The organism is Arthrobacter sp. cf158 (assembly GCF_900106835.1).
GTDB lineage: Bacteria > Actinomycetota > Actinomycetes > Actinomycetales > Micrococcaceae > Arthrobacter.
Genome location: NZ_FNNR01000005.1, coordinates 48,542 through 66,475 on the forward strand (window position 1 = coordinate 48,542; position 17,934 = coordinate 66,475).

The window sequence follows — 17,934 nt, forward strand, 5'->3', positions numbered from 1 at the left end:
CGACAACCGTCATGACATCGCTGGGGATTCAGAGTAGCTTTGCGGAGTGCTGACAATTCTGAATGCTGCGAAGCGCGTATTGGTGGGCAGGCCGGTCCGGAACGACCGCCTGTCCCATACCTTGTTGCCCAAGCGCATCGCCCTGCCGATCTTTGCTTCGGACGCCCTTTCCTCAGTGGCCTATGCCCCGGACGAAATCTTACTGACACTCGCCCTCGCCGGAGTGAGCGCTGTGGCATTCTCCCCGTTGGTGGGCCTTGCCGTCATGGTGGTCTTGCTCACAGTGGTGGCTTCCTACCGTCAGAACGTCCACGCCTACCCGTCAGGCGGCGGTGACTACGAAATTGCCAACGTCAACCTGGGCAAATATGCCGGTCTGACTGTAGCGTCCGCCCTGCTGGTGGACTATGTCCTCACCGTCGCAGTGTCGATGTCCTCGGCCGCCACCTACCTCACCACCGCCATCCCGTCCCTTCATGGACAACAGGCGTTGATCGCTACGGTGGGCGTCATCATCCTTGCCCTGGTCAACCTTCGGGGTGTTAAAGAAGCCGGGACGGTTTTCGCAATCCCCACGTACATCTTTATGGCGTCCATCCTGGGCATGACCGGCGTGGGCATTTTCCAGGCGATCACAGGAACCCTGGGGGAGGCGCCTTCCGCGAACTTCACCATTGTGCCGGAGCCTGGATTTGATGAGGGCCTGGTAGGGTTGGCGGGCGCATTCCTGCTTCTCCGGGCCTTTTCCTCGGGTGCCGCTGCCTTGACCGGTGTTGAAGCCATCAGTAACGGCGTGCCCAATTTCCAGAAGCCGAAGAGCAAGAATGCAGCCACCACGTTGCTGCTGCTCGGAGTTATTGCCGCATCGATGCTCGCCGGAATTCTCTATCTGGCCAACGCTACAAAAGTGCACATCGTCCTGGACCCGGCGCGGGAGTTCCTGGTGGACGGCAAGCCGCTTCCGGAGGGGTACATCCAGACTCCTGCCATCAGCCAGATAGCCGACACCATCTTTGGGTCCGGCTCCATCCTCTTTTATGTGGTGGTTGCTGCCACCGGCGTCATCCTGGTGTTCGCCTCCAACACTGCCTTCAATGGCTTCCCGGTGCTTGGCTCCATCCTCGCCCAGGACGGCTACCTTCCCCGCCAACTGCGCACGCGGGGCGACAGGCTGGCCTTCAGCAACGGCGTCCTGGCATTGGCGGCTGGTGCACTGGTCCTGATCCTGTCGTTCAACGCCGATGTCACCAAGCTGATCCAGCTCTACATCGTGGGCGTTTTCATTTCGTTTACGGCCAGCCAGCTCGGAATGATCCGCCACTGGGGGCGCGAATTGAAATTGGCCAAGGACAAGGCTGTCCGCCGGCGCATCTTCAAATCGCGCACCATCAACATGTTGGGCTTCGGCATGACGGCACTGGTCCTGGTCATCGTCCTGATCACCAAATTCGAGCAGGGTGCCTGGATCGCCCTGCTGGCGATGTTCGTTCTTTTCCTCATCATGTGGAGCATCCGCGCCCACTATGACAATGTGGCCAGGGAACTGGCGGTGGATGAGGACTCATCTCCCCGTGCGCTGCCAACCCGCGTCCACGCCGTGCTCCTTGTTTCACACGTCCGCAAGCCGGTGTTGAGGGCGCTGGCCTATGCGCGGGCATCGCGTCCTTCCCGCCTGGATGCGGTGACAGTTGACATCAACTCCGAGGAGACAGAACACACCGTCAGGGACTGGGAGAAACTGGAGATTCCGGTTCCCCTTACCGTATTGGCCAGTCCCTACCGCGAGACCGTAACTCCCATCATGGACTACATCAAGAACATGCGCCGTGACTCACCGCGGGACCTGATCGTGGTCTACATCCCCGAGTATGTGGTGGGCAAATGGTGGGAACAGCTGGTCCACAACCAGACAGCACTCAGAATCAAGACGAGGCTCCACTTTGAACCTGGAGTCATGGTTGCCAGCGTTCCGTGGCAGCTGAAGTCGTCCGAAGAAGCAAAGGCACTGCAGGATACCCAATGACCCCCCACAACAATTCCCCGCTCGCCGAACCCAGCAGCCTTCAGGGCACTCCCGGCACTGACCTCGTGGTCGACGTTGGCCCGATCGCCCATGGCGGACACTTCGTGGCACGGCATGAAGGCCGAGTCATCTTCGTTCGGCACGCCATCCCGGGGGAGAAGGTCCGCATCCGGTTGACCGACTCCGGTGAGTCGTCACGCTTCTGGCGTGCCGACGTCGTCGAGGTCCTGGAAGGCTCGCCCGACCGCATCCCACACTTCTGGAAGCCTGCAGACTCCCTGGGGTCCTGGAGCCGTGGCGGGCCGCCTGTTGGCGGTGCCGAGCTCGGACACATTTCGCTGCAGAGGCAACGCTCGTTGAAGGCTGAGGTACTGGCGGAACAACTTCAGCGTCTGGCGGGGCTCCAGCGCACCACCGAGGTGGAGGCAGTGGGTGACAACCACGACGACGGACTCGGCTGGCGTACGCGCGCCAGCTTTGCAGTGACCTCCAAGGGTCGGTTGGGCATGCACGCACACCGCTCCGATGTGGTGCTTCCCATCAAGGAGATGCCCTTGGCTCTCCCGGGGTTGAATGAACTCAAACTGTGGGACCTGGACCTTTCGGGAATCGCGCGCGTCGAGGTTGCTGTGCCTGCCAACGGTTCTAGGCCCTTGATTCTCCTGGCTCCGGAAGAGTCGACGAGTCCCAAGAGGCTGCACAGCATCCTTTCGCAATTGCCGCACGACGTCTCCGTGGCGAGCTTTGACCCTTCGAAGGGCGAGGTCCTGCAATTGCGGGGCAGGACGTGGGTGCAGGAGACTGCTGCCGGCCATGAGTATCGCGTCACCGGCGAAGGGTTCTGGCAGATTCACAAGGACGCGCCGGACACACTGGTGGGCGTTGTAACGGACTATCTTTCGGGCGGTGGGTACTTGCAGCCGGGTGCTGCCGTCGCCGACCTCTACGCCGGTGCAGGCCTGTTTACGGCATCCCTGGCCGACGCCGTAGGAGTTACCGGCTCGGTTCTTTCTGTGGAAGGAGCGCCTGGCACCAGCCGGGACGCCCGCAAGAACCTTCATGGCGAACCCCAGGTGGAAATCGTCCAGGGGCGTGTGGAACGCGTACTCCACCAGAGGCCGCGAAACTTCGACTCTTTGGTCCTGGACCCACCACGCGCCGGAGCAGGCAAGGCAGTGGTCAAGCAGATGATGGCCGCCGGACCCCGCGCAATTGCCTATGTGTCCTGCGATCCAGCCTCGTTTGCCCGTGATCTGGGTTACTTCCAGCAGGGTGGGTGGCGGCTGGAGTCTCTGCGCGCTTTCGATCTGTACCCCAACACGCATCACCTTGAAACGGTGGGCCTCATAGTCCCTGCCTCATAGCCCAGGTATCGCCCGCCCGCTGGAAAGGGGCGGGCGGGCCCTGCTTGGGGCGACGCCTGCCCCTCCTGCGATATATGCCACTACGATGGGGCGTAGTAGTCCCGCTCCGCAGGAATCATCGTCGCGGTCCGGGGTGACCAAGAGAGATGCCGCCCGGCTAAGTAAGGTCCGCCTAACTGGCTAGCGGCCAACCACGCGACAAAGATGAAACTGTTGCGAGAGGAGTCCTGCCATGAGCACTGTGGACAGCTTCGGTTCCAAAGGCGTACTGAATGTAGCCGGCACCGATTATGAAATTTTCCGGTTGAACTCCGTAGAAGGCGCCGACAGCCTTCCGTTCAGCCTTAAGGTATTGCTTGAAAACCTCCTGCGGACTGAGGATGGCGCCAATATTACGGCGGACCATGTCCGCGCCCTGGCCGGTTGGGATCCCAATGCGGAGCCCGACACGGAAATCCAGTTCACCCCGGCACGAGTCATCATGCAGGACTTCACTGGCGTTCCCTGCGTCGTTGACCTCGCCACCATGCGCGAAGCTGTCAAGGAACTTGGCGGCGACCCCAAGCGCGTCAACCCGTTGGCGCCGGCAGAAATGGTCATCGACCACTCCGTCCAGATCGACGCCTTCGGTAACTCCGGCGCACTGGAGCGCAACATGGAGATCGAGTACCAGCGCAATGGTGAGCGCTACCAGTTCCTTCGCTGGGGCCAGACCGCATTCGATGACTTCAAGGTTGTTCCCCCGGGAACCGGCATCGTCCACCAGGTCAACATCGAGTACCTGGCGCGCACCGTCATGACCCGTGAGGTAGACGGCGTTGTCCGCGCATACCCTGACACCTGTGTTGGCACCGACTCGCACACCACCATGGTCAACGGCCTGGGCATCCTGGGCTGGGGCGTTGGCGGAATTGAAGCCGAGGCAGCAATGCTCGGCCAGCCTGTTTCCATGCTGATTCCCCGCGTTGTCGGCTTCAAGCTCAACGGCAGCATCCCGGCCGGCGCCACCGCCACGGACGTGGTCCTCACCATCACCGAAATGCTGCGTAAGCACGGTGTGGTTGGCAAGTTCGTGGAGTTCTACGGTGAGGGTGTCGCGGCTGTGCCGCTGGCCAACCGCGCCACCATCGGCAACATGAGCCCGGAATTCGGTTCCACCGCTGCCATGTTCCCGATCGATGACGTCACACTTGACTACCTGCGCCTGACCGGCCGTTCCGAGGAAAATGTCGCCCTTGTGGAGGCATACACCAAGGAACAGGGTCTCTGGCACGATCCCTCCCGTGAACTGCGCTTCTCCGAGTTCCTGGAACTGGACCTTTCCACGGTTGTTCCGTCCATCTCCGGCCCGAAGCGTCCGCAGGACCGCATCGAGCTCACGGATGCAAAGGAACAGTTCCGCAAGGACATCCACAACTACGTCTCCATCGAAGACGGCAGCGTGGACGAATCCCTGGACGAGTCCTTCCCCGCTTCCGATTCACCGTCCTTCACGCACGCCGATTCGCACACCACGGAGACGAGCCGGGTTGTATCGGCCGCCAACGGTGCGAACGGCCGTCCGTCGTCGCCCGTCAAGGTAACCACCGCTGACGGCCGCGAGTTTGAGCTGGACCACGGTGCTGTGTCGATCGCGTCGATCACGTCCTGCACCAACACGTCCAACCCGTCGGTGATGTTGGCTGCAGCTCTCCTGGCACGCAATGCCGTGGATAAGGGCCTCACCTCCAAGCCGTGGGTCAAGACCTCCGTGGCCCCGGGCTCGAAGGTCGTCACAGACTACTACGAGAAGTCCGGCCTTACCCCCTACCTGGAGAAGCTCGGCTTCTACATCGTGGGCTATGGCTGCGCCACCTGCATCGGTAACTCCGGCCCGCTTGAGCCGGAAATTTCCGAGGCAATCCAGGCCAACGACCTCTCCGTCACCGCAGTCCTTTCGGGTAACCGCAACTTCGAGGGCCGCATCAACCCGGACGTCAAGATGAACTACCTGGCTTCGCCGCCGCTGGTCATCGCCTACGCCCTGGCCGGTTCCATGGACTTCGACTTCGATACCGATGCCCTGGGCACGGACTCCGAAGGCAACGAGGTCTTCCTCAAGGACATTTGGCCGAACCCCACGGAGGTGCAGGAAGTCATTGACTCCTCCATCGACGAAGCCATGTTCGCCAAGGGTTACGAGGGCGTCTTCGACGGCGACGACCGCTGGAAGGCACTCGACACCCCTGCAGGCGATACCTTCGCCTGGGCCGAGGATTCCACCTACGTTCGGAAGCCCCCGTACTTTGAGGGCATGAAGGCGCAGCCGGACCCTGTCAAGGACATTGCCGGCGCCCGCGTGCTCCTGAAGCTTGGCGACTCCGTCACCACGGACCACATCTCCCCGGCAGGCTCCTTCAAGTCGGATACCCCCGCGGGCCAGTACCTCCTGGCCAACGGTGTGGAGCGCAAGGACTTCAACTCCTACGGCTCACGCCGTGGCAACCACGAAGTCATGATCCGCGGTACGTTCGCCAACATCCGCATCAAGAACCAGCTCCTGGACGGCGTGGAGGGTGGCTTCACCCGCGACTTCAGCCAGGAAGGCGCACCGCAGGCCTACGTCTACGATGCCGCTCAGAACTACCAGGCAGCCGGCACCCCGCTGGTAGTCCTGGCAGGCAAAGAGTACGGTTCCGGTTCCTCCCGTGACTGGGCAGCCAAGGGTACTGCGCTCCTGGGTGTCAAGGCCGTCGTCGCCGAAAGCTACGAGCGCATCCACCGCTCCAACCTGATTGGCATGGGCGTCCTTCCGCTGCAGTTCCCCGCAGGTGAGTCCGCGGCCACGCTGGGCCTCACCGGTACCGAGACGTTCGCTGTTGAAGGCGTCACCGAGCTGAACAACGGCACCACGCCGAAGACGCTCAAGGTGACGGCCACGGCTGAGGACGGCACTGCCAAGTCCTTCGACGCCGTTCTGCGCATCGATACCCCGGGTGAAGCGGATTACTACCGCAACGGTGGCATCCTGCAGTACGTTCTGCGCCAGATCTCCGCATAGCGAAGCAGCTGGATTCCAGCTGACTCCGTTTGCCAGACAGCCCCGGCTGGTCGCCTGACCAGCCGGGGCTGTTGGCGTCCGGGGATTTGCCGCTGCCGGATCGCGGGAGTGGGAAACGCGCGTGCCTCGGGCACGCGCTAAAGTTAACAAGCACGTCATTCACCCTAAGGAGGGCCGTTGGGACTTTTGGAAACCGTCAAGGATCCACAGGACCTGGCCAAACTGTCCAGCACAGAGCTGGAAGAACTGGCCGGAGAAATCAGGGCATTCCTGATCACCAACGTAGCCGCGACGGGTGGTCACCTCGGCCCGAATCTTGGCGTCGTTGAACTCACGCTTGCCGTCCACCGCAGCTTTGAGTCGCCACGGGACAGCATCGTGTTCGACACCGGGCACCAGTCCTATGTGCACAAACTCCTCACAGGGCGCCAGGACTTCAGCACGCTCCGCCAGCAAGGCGGACTCTCCGGATATCCGGACCGGGCTGAATCGGAGCATGACATTGTGGAGAGTTCACATGCTTCCTCGTCGCTGTCCTGGGCTGACGGAATCTCCCGCGCCCGTCAGCTCACCGGCGAAGGTGACCGGTTCGTCGTCGCGGTTGTTGGTGACGGTGCGCTGACCGGTGGCATGACGTGGGAAGCCATTAACAACATTGCCGCTGACAAGCGGCGTCGCGTGGTGATCGTGGTCAATGACAACGGGCGTTCCTATGCCCCTACCGTCGGCGGTTTTGCCGACTACCTCGCGTCGCTCCGGCCCACCATCGACTCCCTGCGGACGGCTCCGGCCTACGAGGGAATGCTGGACTGGTGGAAGAAGAAGCTCCAGAACGGCGGTCCGGCCGGTCAGTTCACCTACAAGAGTCTCCACGCCATGAAAAAGGGCATCAAGGACTGGTGGGCTCCCCAGGGCATGTTTGAGGACCTGGGTATGAAATACATCGGCCCGGTGGACGGGCACAACCTCCAGGCCATGGAACATGCACTCAGCACGGCCAAGGCCTATGGTGGTCCGGTTATTGTGCACGCTATGACGGAGAAGGGCCATGGCTACGCTCCGGCACTGGCCAACGAAGCAGACCAGTTCCACGCCGTGGGCATCATCGACCCCGAAACGGGCGAGTCCACGGAGATGCCAGGTGCCAGGTCCTGGACATCGGTGTTCGCCGAGGAAATTGCCGACATTGCTGATGATCGCCCCGACATCGTGGGCATCACCGGCGCCATGCTTATTCCCGTCGGGCTGCACAAGTTCGCAGAGCGTCATCCGGAGCGTGTCATCGATGTTGGTATCGCAGAGCAACACGCCCTCACGTCCGCTGCGGGCATGGCCTTCGGTGGGCTCCACCCTGTGGTGGCGGTCTACGCCACGTTCCTGAACAGGGCCTTCGACCAGCTCCTCATGGATGTGGCCTTGCACAAGGCCGGTGTCACCATCGTCCTGGACCGTGCCGGCGTCACCGGTCCGGACGGCCCCAGCCATCACGGTATGTGGGACATGGCCATGGTCCAGATCGTGCCTGGCCTGCATTTGGCAGCCCCACGCGATGCCACCCGGCTCCGCGAGGAACTGCGCGAGGCCGTGGCCATCAACGATGCTCCCACCGTGGTGCGCTTCTCCAAGGGCAGCGTCGGCTCAGAGGTGGACGCCATCGAGCGGCTCCACGACGGCGTGGACATCCTGGCCCGGCGACCTGAAGGTTCCACTGAGAACGACGTCCTGATTGTCAGCGTCGGTGCCATGTCCGAGCTCGCCTTGGATGTGGCGGGCCGTTTGGGCGCCCAAGGCATCAGTTCAACAGTGGTGGACCCGCGGTGGGTCCTCCCTGTCCGGAAATCGATCATTGCCCTGGCCGCACGCCACCGTCTGGTGATCTGCATCGAGGATGGTGTCCGGGCCGGCGGCGTCGGTTCCCGGATCCGGCAGGAAATGCGCGCCGCGGGCGTTGATACCGCGCTGAACGAAGTCGGCCTGCCTGTCGAGTTCCTGGTCCACGGCTCCCGCAGCCAGGTCCTGGAGCGGGTTGGACTGACCGCCCAGAAAATAACTCACGACGTCGTAGCCCAGGTTTTGGGTACAAAGGTCCCCTTTGCCAGGCCCCTGCCGGGCCAGGAGCACCCCACCACCGGCAGTCTGCCCACGTTGTGAGTGCCGGTAGCGGACCGGGCGACTTGCAGCCCGGCGATCTTGTGGTGTCGAGAAACAGGAAATGGAACGGGACTGCACACTGGGTGGTGCCCGGTACCTATCTTGGCGAAGACATCCATGGTTGGTGGATCTTCCAAGGCGCGGGGGAGTTCTGTTCCCGTCCAGGGGCGGCCTTCTACACGGCCTCAGATGCCATCCTGCTGGTCCCGCGCGCGGGTGAGTTCGTTGCCACGTTCTACGACGATTCGTATCCCGGCGACTTCAGGATCTATGTTGATCTCGCCACAGAGCATGCATGGAAGTCCATCAGACCAGGCGTCACAGAGTTCCACATGATCGACATGGACCTGGACGTTATCCGCTCCACCCAGCACGGGGTGTTTGTTGATGACGAAGACGAGTTTGAAGAACACCAGGTGGCCATGGGCTATCCCCAGGCGATGGTGGACAGTATGCGGGCAGAATGTGCAGCCCTTTTCGAGGCAGTGGACACAATGACAGCACCATTCGACATCACCGGCACCAACAGCACCAGCGCTGAGTGGTTCAGGAAAGGACGGGCATGAGCGGCATCATCCGTACGTACAAGCGGGACGAGGACGAGGTTCTTCACTTCCGGGAAGCCTGGTACGACGACGAAGACCAGCAATTCGTGATCAATCACGGCGTCGTTGGGCACCAAAGCACAACAGACGAAACAAGCGTCGAGGATGACTCATCGGTGGAAGGACTCATGGTTGCCTTCGCCGCACAGTGTGAAGAAGACGGATATGCGGAAATCCCCGAGTCAGATCAATTCTGGGTGGTGGCGCAGATCGCCCTCAAGACCAAGGACGGAACCGAGCGCGACCGGCACCTTGAGCGCAAAGCAAAAGCTGCGCTGACCGGCGAATTGGCGTGGCGTGGCCTGGGGATCGTGGACCGTTCGGAGATTGGGAACGGGCACCTGAATATCTTCTGCCTCTGCCCGGACGTCAACAAGGCTGTGAACGCCATCAAGATCTGCGTTCGTGGCGAGGATCTGGACTTTACCAAACTCACAGTGGCAGCAGCACCCCATGGTGAGCCCACGGCGTTCAAGGTGAAGCACTCGCCCAAGCAGGGTGTGGGCTTTACTCTCTAAGTAGCACCCATCACGTCCAGGAGGGACCCCATGTCGTCCAAGAGCAACTGGCCAGGACATACACCGCTGCCTAAGGGTCTCGCCGCACCAGCGAGACGCGCCTTGGCGCATGAGGGGATTGAGACGCTGGAGCAACTGGCGGAGTACGGGGAAGTGAAAATCTCCAAGCTCCACGGCATGGGGCCAGTGGCCATCGCCCAACTCGAGGACGCCATGGAGGAATCCGGCATTTCGTTCGGCACCGTGTAACGGGCGGTCCTATTTGTTGCCCGAGGTGACTATTGGCACGGCAGGGCAATAGGGTGAATTCATGACTGAATACAGACGCCTTGGCCGTTCCGGACTGACCGTCTCAGCTGTAGGGCTGGGCTGCAACAATTTGGGCCGCGCCAATACGCCCACCGAGTCCCAGGAAGGCACGGACGCTGTAGTCCACGCCGCGATCGATGCCGGGGTGACGTTCTTCGACGTCGCAGATGTCTACGGTCGCGAGCCTGGCCTGAGTGAAACCATGCTGGGGAAGGCACTGAAGGGGCGCCGGGACGACGTCGTCATTGGAACCAAATTCGGCATGGACATGCGCGGTGTCAACGGCAAAGACTTCGATGCCCGCGGTTCACGCCGGTACATTGTGAAGGCGGTCGAAGCCTCGCTGCGCCGTCTGGACACCGAGTGGATCGACCTTTACCAGTTCCACACTCCGGATCCACGGACTCCCATCGAGGAAACCTTGGCCGCCTTGGATGACCTGGTGTCCAGTGGCAAGGTCCGCTACATCGGACACTCGAACTTCGCCGGTTGGCAAATTGCCGAGGCAGAGTACGTTGGGCGGCAATCCGGCGGTGTCCGGTTCATCTCTACACAGAACCACTACAACCTGCTGGATCGTAGGGCCGAACTGGAAGTCCTGCCTGCGGCCGGGGCATTCTCCCTGGGCGTCCTCCCGTACTTCCCCTTGGCCAATGGGCTTCTCACCGGCAAGTACTCTGCCGGCACGGCACCCGAGGGCTCCCGCCTGAGCCACACCCGCACCAATCTGGTGCACGACGCCGACTGGGAACAGCTGGGCCGCTTTGGCCAGTTCGCCAAAGAGCGGGGCATCAGCGAACTCCAGCTGGCCTTCTCCTGGCTGGCCGCTCAGCCAGGTGTCAGCAGCGTGATCGCCGGTGCCACGCGCCCGGAACAGATCCGTGAAAACGCTGACGCCGTGTGCTGGGTTCCGACGCCGGACGAGCGGCTGGAACTGGACGACATCTTCCCGCGTGCACCAAAAGTGGCGCTTTTCTAGGTCCCATTCTTCCAATTCACCAGATAGAGGGCCGTGCCCGGAGCGGATGCTCCGGGCACGGCCCTCTATCTGTCCATGCGGCTCAGTGCATGCGGCCGTTTAGGCAGGTGCAGAAGCCACACCGGGTGCCAGGAACCTCTTACCGTTGACGCGCTCGGATGCGCCAACCCGGTCCAGGTATGGCGTAATGCCGCCCAGGAACATCGGCCACCCGGCACCCATGATGACGCAGAGGTCGATGTCCTCCGGGCCCGCTACCACGCCTTCTGCAAGCATGAGCCCGATCTCCTCGGCCAAAGCGTCCTGGGTGCGTCGGAGGACTTCCTCCGCTGTTGATGGCGTGTTGCCGAAGGACATGAGGGCCAGCGTGTCAGCGGGAATGACGGGGGTTCCTTCCGGACCCGGGGTCCAGAGGGTCTTGACGCCGTTGTCGATGAGCTTCTGCAGGTTTTGCGATACGGGGAACCGGTCGCCGAAAGCTGCGTGCAGGGACTCCTGAACGTGCTGGGCTACCGGCAGGCCCACCATGGCACTGAGGGTAAAAGGCGACATCGGCAGGCCCATGGGCCGCAGTGCCGAGTCGGCCACCTCCGCAGGAGTTCCTTCGTCAAATGCGGCGATGACCTCGCCCATGAGGCGAAGCAGGATGCGGTTCACCACGAAGGCTGCCGCGTCCTTGACGAGGACCGCCGTCTTCTTGAGGCCTTTGGCGAGTTCGAAAGCGGTGGCCAGGACGGCGTCGTCGGTCTTTGGTGCCCGAACGATTTCCAGCAGGGGCATGACGGCCACTGGGTTGAAGAAGTGGAAGCCCACCAGCCGCTCTGGGTGCTTCAAGTCTTCGGCCATGGCCGTGACGGACAAGGACGACGTGTTGGTGGCCAGGATGCACTCGGGTGAGACGATTTCCTCAACCTCGGCAAAGACCTGCTTCTTGATATGGAGTTCTTCGAAGACGGCCTCAATAACAAAGTCGGCGTCGGCAAAGACTTCCTTGGACACGGAGCCGGTGACGAGTGCCTTTGTCCGGTTGGCGGCGTCGGGCTTGATCTTTTTCTTTTCAAGCATCTTGTCGACTTCGGCGTGGACATAGGCTACGCCCTTGTCCACGCGTGCCTGGTCAATGTCGGTCATCACTACGGGGACTTTGAGTTGCCGGGCGAACAGCAGAGCCAACTGGCTGGCCATGAGTCCGGCGCCGACCACGCCGATCTTGGTCACCGGGCGGGCCAACTTCCGGTCCGGGGCGCCGGCGGGGCGCTTGGAACGCTTCTGGACGAGGTCCAGGAAGGCGTACACGGTGGAACGGAACTCGTCTGTCTGCATGAGACCGGCGAGGGTCTCGCATTCGAGCTCAGCAGACTCTGCCTGGGTCATGGTGCGGTTGGCTTCCATGACATCAAGGACCTTTGCCGGTGCCGGAGAAGCGTTGGAGGTCTTGGCTTCGACGAATGCGCGCCCTGCAGACACGGCAGCTGCCCAGCGGGCGGCCACCGCATCCTCTGACGCATCAACCGAGTTCGAGCGCTCCGGTGTCACCTCGCCGGAGAGTACGCGCGCCGCCCAAGCCAGGGACTGCTCCACGAAGTCAGCCGGTTCAAAGATGGCGTCGGCTACGCCCAGCTGGAATGCCTGCGGCCCGGTGAGCGTGCGATTGTTGCTCAACGGGTTCTCGATCATGACCTTGACCGCATTTTCCGGACCGATCAAGCGCGGAAGAATGTACACGCCGCCCCAGCCCGGTACAAGGCCAATGAATGCTTCGGGGAGGGCAAGCGCGCCTGCGCCCGTGGACACGGTGCGGTAGGTGGACTGCAGGGCGATTTCCAGCCCGCCCCCCAGCGCGAGGCCATTGATGAAAGCGAAGCTCGGAACGCCAAGGTTGGCAAGCGTTGAGTACACCGCGTGGCCCAGTTGGGCCATCCAGAGTCCGTGCTCACGTTCCTTGAGCGTTTTCACGGCAGAAAGGTCGGCACCCGCCACGAGGAAGTATGGCTTTCCGGTGACGCCCACGCCGACGATCTCGCCGCGGGAAGCGCGTTGCTTGAGGGTCTCCAGGACGCCGCCGAGCTCGACAAGCGTGTTGGGGCCAAGAGTGGTCGGTTTGGAGTGATCCAGCCCATTGTCCAAGGTGATCAGTGCGAAGGTGCCGGCCCCAGGGAGCTGGATGTCCTGGACGTACGAATGAGTTACTACTTCATCGGGGAACAGTGCGGCGAGCTTCTGGAATTCGGCGGCGCTCATGCTGCGGCTCCTTCGGTGGTGGCGGTGGTGGCAAAAGCTTCGAAGTCGGCGTGGTGCGGGTTTTCCCAGATCACGGTGGCCCCCATGCCCAGTCCAATGCACATGGTGGTGATGCCGTAGCGAACCGAGGGATCTTCCTCGAATTGCCGGGCAAGTTGGTTCATCAGGCGGACGCCTGAGGATGCGAGGGGATGTCCGACGGCGATCGCCCCACCATAGCGATTGACCCGGGGGTCGTCATCGGCGATGCCGAAGTGATCAAGGAAGCTCAGGACCTGGACTGCGAAGGCTTCATTGACTTCGAAGAGTCCGATGTCCTCAATGCCCAGCCCGGCATTCTTGAGGGCTTTTTCCGTGGCGGGCACCGGCCCAATGCCCATGACCTCAGGCTCTACGCCCGCAAAGGCATAGGACACCAGGCGCATCTTGACTGACAATCCGAGCTCTTCAGCCGCTTCGGCCGACGCCAGAACAGCTGCTGTGGCGCCGTCGTTCAATCCTGCGGCATTGCCTGCCGTCACGCGTCCATGGGCGCGGAAAGGGGTACGCAGTTCGGCCAGATCCTCCACTGTGGTTCCGGGGCGCGGCGGCTCGTCGGTGGTGTGAAGGGCCCAACCCTGGCCCGGCTTCATGGTTGCTACCGGAACCAGGTCGTGCTGGATTTGCTCATTGGCGTAGGCAGCCGCGAGTTTGGCCTGCGACGCGGCAGCGTAGGCGTCCGTGCGGTCCTTTGTGATGGCCGGGAAACGGTCGTGCAGGTTCTCGGCCGTGTTGCCCATGTTCAGCGCTGCCGGGTCCACCAAGCGTTCGGACATGAAGCGGGGGTTCGGGTCGGCGCCGGCGCCCATGGGGTGGTTGCCCATGTGCTCCACACCGCCTGCGATCACGACGTCGTAGGCGCCAAAGCCGATGCCGCTGGCCGTCGTCGTGACTGCCGTCATGGCGCCGGCGCACATGCGGTCGATCGCGAAACCGGGAACCGTACGCGGGAGCCCGGCCAGCAGGGCGGCAGTGCGGCCGATCGTCAGGCCCTGGTCCCCGGTCTGCGTGGTGGCCGCGATGGCGACTTCGTCCACACGGTCAGCGGGTAGTGACGGGTTCCGCCGCATCAGTTCGCGGATACATTTCACCACGAGGTCATCGGCGCGGGTTCCCGCATAGATGCCTTTCTCGCCGGCTTTGCCGAAGGGCGTGCGGACACCGTCCACGAAGACGACGTCGCGGACGTTCCTCTGAGCATTGCGTGATGGACTCATGTATTAACTCCTCGTTGAGACATGGTGCCGGACCCGCAGGGCGGGTACTCCGGTTGGCATTGATGCAATGTTACTCGTGGGTAACTTAGCTTGCAAGGTGTAAGACGGTGGCCCGTCAGCCGGGCCGGAGACGCAAGAGGCCCGCCTCCGCGAACCGTGGTTCGGGTGGCGGGCCTGGGGGCCGCAGGTGTTCAGCCGGCTTCCTTGGACTGCGGTGCTTCTTTAGCCTTGGGTTCCTTGGCCGGAAGCGGCTTGGGGTTCAAGCACGCTTCGCTAAGGATCGGGGCGGCAAAGGAGATTTGCCACTCACGGGCACCGAGTGACCGAAGTTCCGCCGCGACGCTCTCCAGCGAAACGTCGGCCGGGGGGCGCCAGGCAACCCGCCGCAGGAAGTCCGGCGTCAGCAGGTTCTCGACCGGCAGCTTGAGTTCGTCAGCCTTGGCCTGCAGGGCAGGCCTGGCGGTGGCCAAGCGTGCCGCGGCCTCGGGGTCGCGGTCCACCCACACCCGTGGAGGGGGTGGAGCGTTGGTGGGCAAGTGCAGCGGCGGGAGGTCACCCAAGGTCCGGGCATTGGTGATGCAGCGCAGCCAACGGGGCGCCTCACGCTGGGCCGACCTCCCATGGAATCCCTTGGTTGCCAGTAGCTGGGGGACGGTTGTGGGCATGGCCTTGGCAGCAGCGACGAGCGCGGAGTCAGGGAGAAGCCTGCCCGGGGCGACATCCCGCTTGCGCGCCAACTGGTCCCGTTCCTGCCACAGCTCACGGACTGCCGCCAATTGCCGGCGATCACGGATCTGGTGGAGCCCCGACGTCTTGCGCCACGGATCCACGCGCGGCGGGGAGATGCCGGCGGCAAGGATTCCCTGGAACTCCTGCTCGGCGTAGTCCAGCTTGCCGTCAGCCTCGAGGAGTTCAATGAGTTCCTCGCGGAGTTCGGCAAGGACCTCGACATCCAGCGCTGCGTACCGCAGCCACGGTTCCGGTAGAGGGCGCGTGGACCAATCGGCAGCGGAGTGCTCTTTGGCAAGGCCGAAGCCGAGGAGTTGCTCAATCACGGCGGCCAGGCCCACGCGGGGGAGTCCCGCAAGCCGCGCGGCCAGTTCCGTGTCGAAGAGCTTGTCCGGCCACATGCCGAGCTCTGACAAGCAGGGCAGGTCCTGCGTGGCCGCGTGCAGGATCCACTCGACGCCACGGAGGGCGTCATTGACGATGTTCAGGTTGTTGAACGGCTCAGGATCGATCAGCCAGGTGCCGGCGCCCTCGCGGCGGATCTGCACCAGGAAGGCACGTTGTCCGTAGCGGAATCCTGAGGCGCGCTCAGCATCCACTCCGGCCGGTCCTGTTCCTGCCGCGATGGCTGCAGCGCAACGCTCCAGGCCTGCAGGGGTATCGATGACCAGCGGCACGCCTTCGCGCGGGGTATCGAGATCGATGACTTCAGGGACATGGCTATCGAAGCCGTCAACCTTGATGTGGGTGGTGGGATCAGCAACCGGATCGCCGGCTGTGGTTTTTTCCGGATTTTCAGGGGTCATGGTGGCTTAAGCTTACCGATTCCCGCCACAGCAGGGTGCTGGCGGGGCAAAGGATGCGTTTGCCGGGAGGCAGAGAGTGGTCAATTGAGCCTCCTGTTGGGTAGTCCGGTGACGCCTGGCGGAAGGGGTGGCAGTCCGGCAAAGGTGCAGACCATGTCCGACCACGCTTCCAGATGGGCTTGCACGTCGGCGCCTCCGGGAGTCCACGAGGCACGGAGTTCGATGTCGATCGTGTCGGGTCGCCCGGTTAGTGTGCCGAAGCTTTCGGAAAGAATCCGCGTAGCAGTACCGCCCGCAGCACGGTAGGGGGCCGCGTGGTTTTCCAGAGCATCCACGAGCCATGTCCAGGCGACTGAGCCCAGCATGCTGTCGTTACCCATCTCCGCATCCATTTGGGCGCGGATGTAGGTGACGATCCGGAATTCGCCTTCCCACACAGCGGACCCCTCGGGGTCGTACAAGAGGATGAAGCGGCCGGTGGCCAATTCGTCGTCTTCTTCGCTGGAGGGGTTGCTGCTTTGGCTTTGGGCAAAGGCCTTGGCAGCGGGGCCGTGGACGGGTACCTGTCGGGTAGCTGCCGTAGGGCTGAAGACTTCAGCGCCCAAGGCCACGGCGTAGGGAGCCAGGCGTGCAGGCGCAGGGATCTCGTCAAGCCGCAATTCGCTGCGGCATTGTGCTTTTCGTAGGGTTCCCAAGGCGACGAGGAAGTCCGCGGGAACCTGTGCGAGGGCGTTCACCCTCGCAGGTTATGCGTCCGGGGCAGCGATTCTGTGCAGGCTCGCCGCCCCGGATTCCAAGGGTTATACGGAGTCCAGCTCCCGTTTAATCCCAGCAACAAAGGCATCGATGTCGTCCTCTGTGGTGTCGAAGGAGCACATCCAACGGACTTCGCGTCGGGCCGCGTCCCAATCGTAGAATGCGAAGGACTTCCGGAGGCGGTCCGCAATTCCTTCGGGAAGGATGGCGAAGACGCCATTGGACTGCGTCGCCTGGGTGGGCTCGACGCCGTCGATCGCTTCCACAGCCGTCCGCAGGCGGGCCGCCATGGCGTTGGCGTGCGCAGCCGAACGGAGCCACAGGCCGTCCTCCAGCAAAGCAATGAACTGGGCGGAGATGAAACGCATCTTGGAAGCAAGCTGCATGTTCATTTTGCGAAGGAACTTCAGGCCATCAGCGGCCTCGGGGTTTAAGGCAACCACCACCTCGCCGAAGAGCATTCCGTTCTTGGTGCCGCCGAAGGACAGGATATCCACGCCGGCGTCGCGCGTGAACTCGCGGAGGGGAACTCCAAGGTAGGCGGCCGCGTTGGCCAGCCGGGCGCCGTCCATGTGAAGCTTCATGCCTTTGGCGTGGGCATGCCCGGCAATGGCACGCACCTCCTCCGGCGTGTAGCACGTGCCGAGTTCGGTGGTCTGTGTAATGGACACGGCAAGCGGCTGTGCCCGGTGCTCATCGCCCCAGCCCCAGGCTTCCCGGTCAATCAGCTCGGGGGTGAGCTTCCCATCGTCGGTGGGCACCTGAAGGAGTTTGATCCCACCGACCCGCTCCGGTGCGCCGTTCTCATCCATATTGATATGCGCCGTGGATGCACAGATCACCGCACCCCATCGCGGAAGCAGCGACTGCAGCGACAGGACATTGGCGCCCGTTCCGTTGAAGACGGGGAAGCATTCGATGCCCGGGCCGAACTGCTGCTCCATGACTTCCTGGAGCCGGGCTGTGTAGACGTCCTCACCATAAGAAACCTGGTGTCCTCCGTTGGCCATTGCCAGCGCCGACAGGATCTCAGGATGCACACCGGAGTAGTTGTCCGACGCAAATCCACGCACCGATGGGTCGTGCAGTTGGCCTGATCCAGCTGTGCTGTCGGCGTTGTGGATTGCCTCTGTAGTGCTCGTCACTTGTTCATTCAC

13 protein-coding genes are annotated in these 17,934 nt (G+C 62.7%); 8 read left to right on the forward strand and 5 right to left on the reverse strand.

The genetic code is table 11. The features are described 5' to 3' along the window. The first annotated feature begins 46 nt into the window (after positions 1 to 46). From BLW08_RS11295 to BLW08_RS11330, 8 genes are all read left to right on the forward strand, one after another. A complete protein-coding gene (locus BLW08_RS11295) occupies positions 47 to 2,023 on the forward strand; it encodes an APC family permease (protein ID WP_090825427.1) in 1,977 nt (658 codons plus the stop codon). Next, positions 2,020 to 3,387 carry a class I SAM-dependent RNA methyltransferase gene (locus tag BLW08_RS11300; protein WP_091325114.1) on the forward strand — a complete coding sequence of 456 codons (1,368 nt, stop codon included), beginning with the start codon at positions 2,020 to 2,022 and terminating at the stop codon, positions 3,385 to 3,387. The genes BLW08_RS11295 and BLW08_RS11300 overlap by 4 nt, the downstream gene beginning before the upstream one ends. A 232-nt stretch (positions 3,388 to 3,619) precedes the next feature. After that, positions 3,620 to 6,427: an aconitate hydratase AcnA gene (gene acnA, locus BLW08_RS11305; protein ID WP_090825423.1), complete on the forward strand. Its 2,808-nt coding sequence runs from the start codon at positions 3,620 to 3,622 to the stop codon at positions 6,425 to 6,427. Positions 6,428 to 6,604: 177 nt separating this feature from the next. Further along, complete coding sequence (dxs, locus tag BLW08_RS11310) at positions 6,605 to 8,578, forward strand: 1-deoxy-D-xylulose-5-phosphate synthase (protein WP_090825421.1); 1,974 nt, start codon at positions 6,605 to 6,607, stop codon at positions 8,576 to 8,578. Then, the gene (locus BLW08_RS11315; RefSeq protein ID WP_091325117.1) at positions 8,575 to 9,144 is read left to right on the forward strand and encodes a DUF402 domain-containing protein; all 570 of its coding nucleotides are present in this window, start codon (positions 8,575 to 8,577) and stop codon (positions 9,142 to 9,144) included. The genes dxs and BLW08_RS11315 overlap by 4 nt, the downstream gene beginning before the upstream one ends. Next, complete coding sequence (locus tag BLW08_RS11320) at positions 9,141 to 9,701, forward strand: hypothetical protein (RefSeq protein ID WP_091325118.1); 561 nt, start codon at positions 9,141 to 9,143, stop codon at positions 9,699 to 9,701. The genes BLW08_RS11315 and BLW08_RS11320 overlap by 4 nt, the downstream gene beginning before the upstream one ends. A 30-nt stretch (positions 9,702 to 9,731) precedes the next feature. Beyond that, on the forward strand, positions 9,732 to 9,950 hold the full coding sequence (locus BLW08_RS11325; protein WP_091325120.1) for a helix-hairpin-helix domain-containing protein: 219 nt from the start codon (positions 9,732 to 9,734) through the stop codon (positions 9,948 to 9,950). Between the two features lie 61 nt (positions 9,951 to 10,011). Further along, the gene (locus BLW08_RS11330) at positions 10,012 to 10,989 is read left to right on the forward strand and encodes an aldo/keto reductase (RefSeq protein WP_091325121.1); all 978 of its coding nucleotides are present in this window, start codon (positions 10,012 to 10,014) and stop codon (positions 10,987 to 10,989) included. Between the two features lie 99 nt (positions 10,990 to 11,088). Here the strand turns inward: BLW08_RS11330 and BLW08_RS11335 are convergent, their stop codons facing one another. The 5 genes from BLW08_RS11335 to BLW08_RS11355 form a co-directional block, all read right to left on the reverse strand. Beyond that, the gene (locus BLW08_RS11335; protein ID WP_091325123.1) at positions 11,089 to 13,230 is read right to left on the reverse strand and encodes a 3-hydroxyacyl-CoA dehydrogenase NAD-binding domain-containing protein; all 2,142 of its coding nucleotides are present in this window, start codon (positions 13,228 to 13,230) and stop codon (positions 11,089 to 11,091) included. Continuing rightward, on the reverse strand, positions 13,227 to 14,486 hold the full coding sequence (locus BLW08_RS11340; RefSeq protein ID WP_090825405.1) for a thiolase family protein: 1,260 nt from the start codon (positions 14,484 to 14,486) through the stop codon (positions 13,227 to 13,229). Before BLW08_RS11340 ends, BLW08_RS11335 begins: the two co-directional genes overlap by 4 nt. A gap of 191 nt (positions 14,487 to 14,677) precedes the next feature. Further along, positions 14,678 to 16,021, reverse strand: coding sequence for an HRDC domain-containing protein (locus tag BLW08_RS11345; protein ID WP_091325125.1), 1,344 nt, complete (start codon positions 16,019 to 16,021; stop codon positions 14,678 to 14,680). An 80-nt stretch (positions 16,022 to 16,101) separates the two neighbouring features. Further along, complete coding sequence (locus tag BLW08_RS11350) at positions 16,102 to 16,758, reverse strand: DUF3000 domain-containing protein (protein ID WP_091325127.1); 657 nt, start codon at positions 16,756 to 16,758, stop codon at positions 16,102 to 16,104. A gap of 63 nt (positions 16,759 to 16,821) precedes the next feature. Beyond that, a complete protein-coding gene (locus BLW08_RS11355) occupies positions 16,822 to 17,901 on the reverse strand; it encodes a threonine aldolase family protein (RefSeq protein WP_091325565.1) in 1,080 nt (359 codons plus the stop codon). Positions 17,902 to 17,934: the final 33 nt, after the last annotated feature.

Excerpts from the sequence above, each read along its gene's own strand:
- BLW08_RS11300 (WP_091325114.1), top strand. The coding sequence starts at position 2,020 with ATGACCCCCCACAACAATTCCCCGCTCGCCGAACCCAGCAGCCTTCAG.
- acnA (WP_090825423.1), top strand. The coding sequence starts at position 3,620 with ATGAGCACTGTGGACAGCTTCGGTTCCAAAGGCGTACTGAATGTAGCC.
- BLW08_RS11320 (WP_091325118.1), top strand. The coding sequence starts at position 9,141 with ATGAGCGGCATCATCCGTACGTACAAGCGGGACGAGGACGAGGTTCTT.
- BLW08_RS11325 (WP_091325120.1), top strand. The coding sequence starts at position 9,732 with ATGTCGTCCAAGAGCAACTGGCCAGGACATACACCGCTGCCTAAGGGT.
- BLW08_RS11330 (WP_091325121.1), top strand. The coding sequence starts at position 10,012 with ATGACTGAATACAGACGCCTTGGCCGTTCCGGACTGACCGTCTCAGCT.
- BLW08_RS11335 (WP_091325123.1), bottom strand. The coding sequence starts at position 13,230 with ATGAGCGCCGCCGAATTCCAGAAGCTCGCCGCACTGTTCCCCGATGAA.
- BLW08_RS11340 (WP_090825405.1), bottom strand. The coding sequence starts at position 14,486 with ATGAGTCCATCACGCAATGCTCAGAGGAACGTCCGCGACGTCGTCTTC.
- BLW08_RS11345 (WP_091325125.1), bottom strand. The coding sequence starts at position 16,021 with ATGACCCCTGAAAATCCGGAAAAAACCACAGCCGGCGATCCGGTTGCT.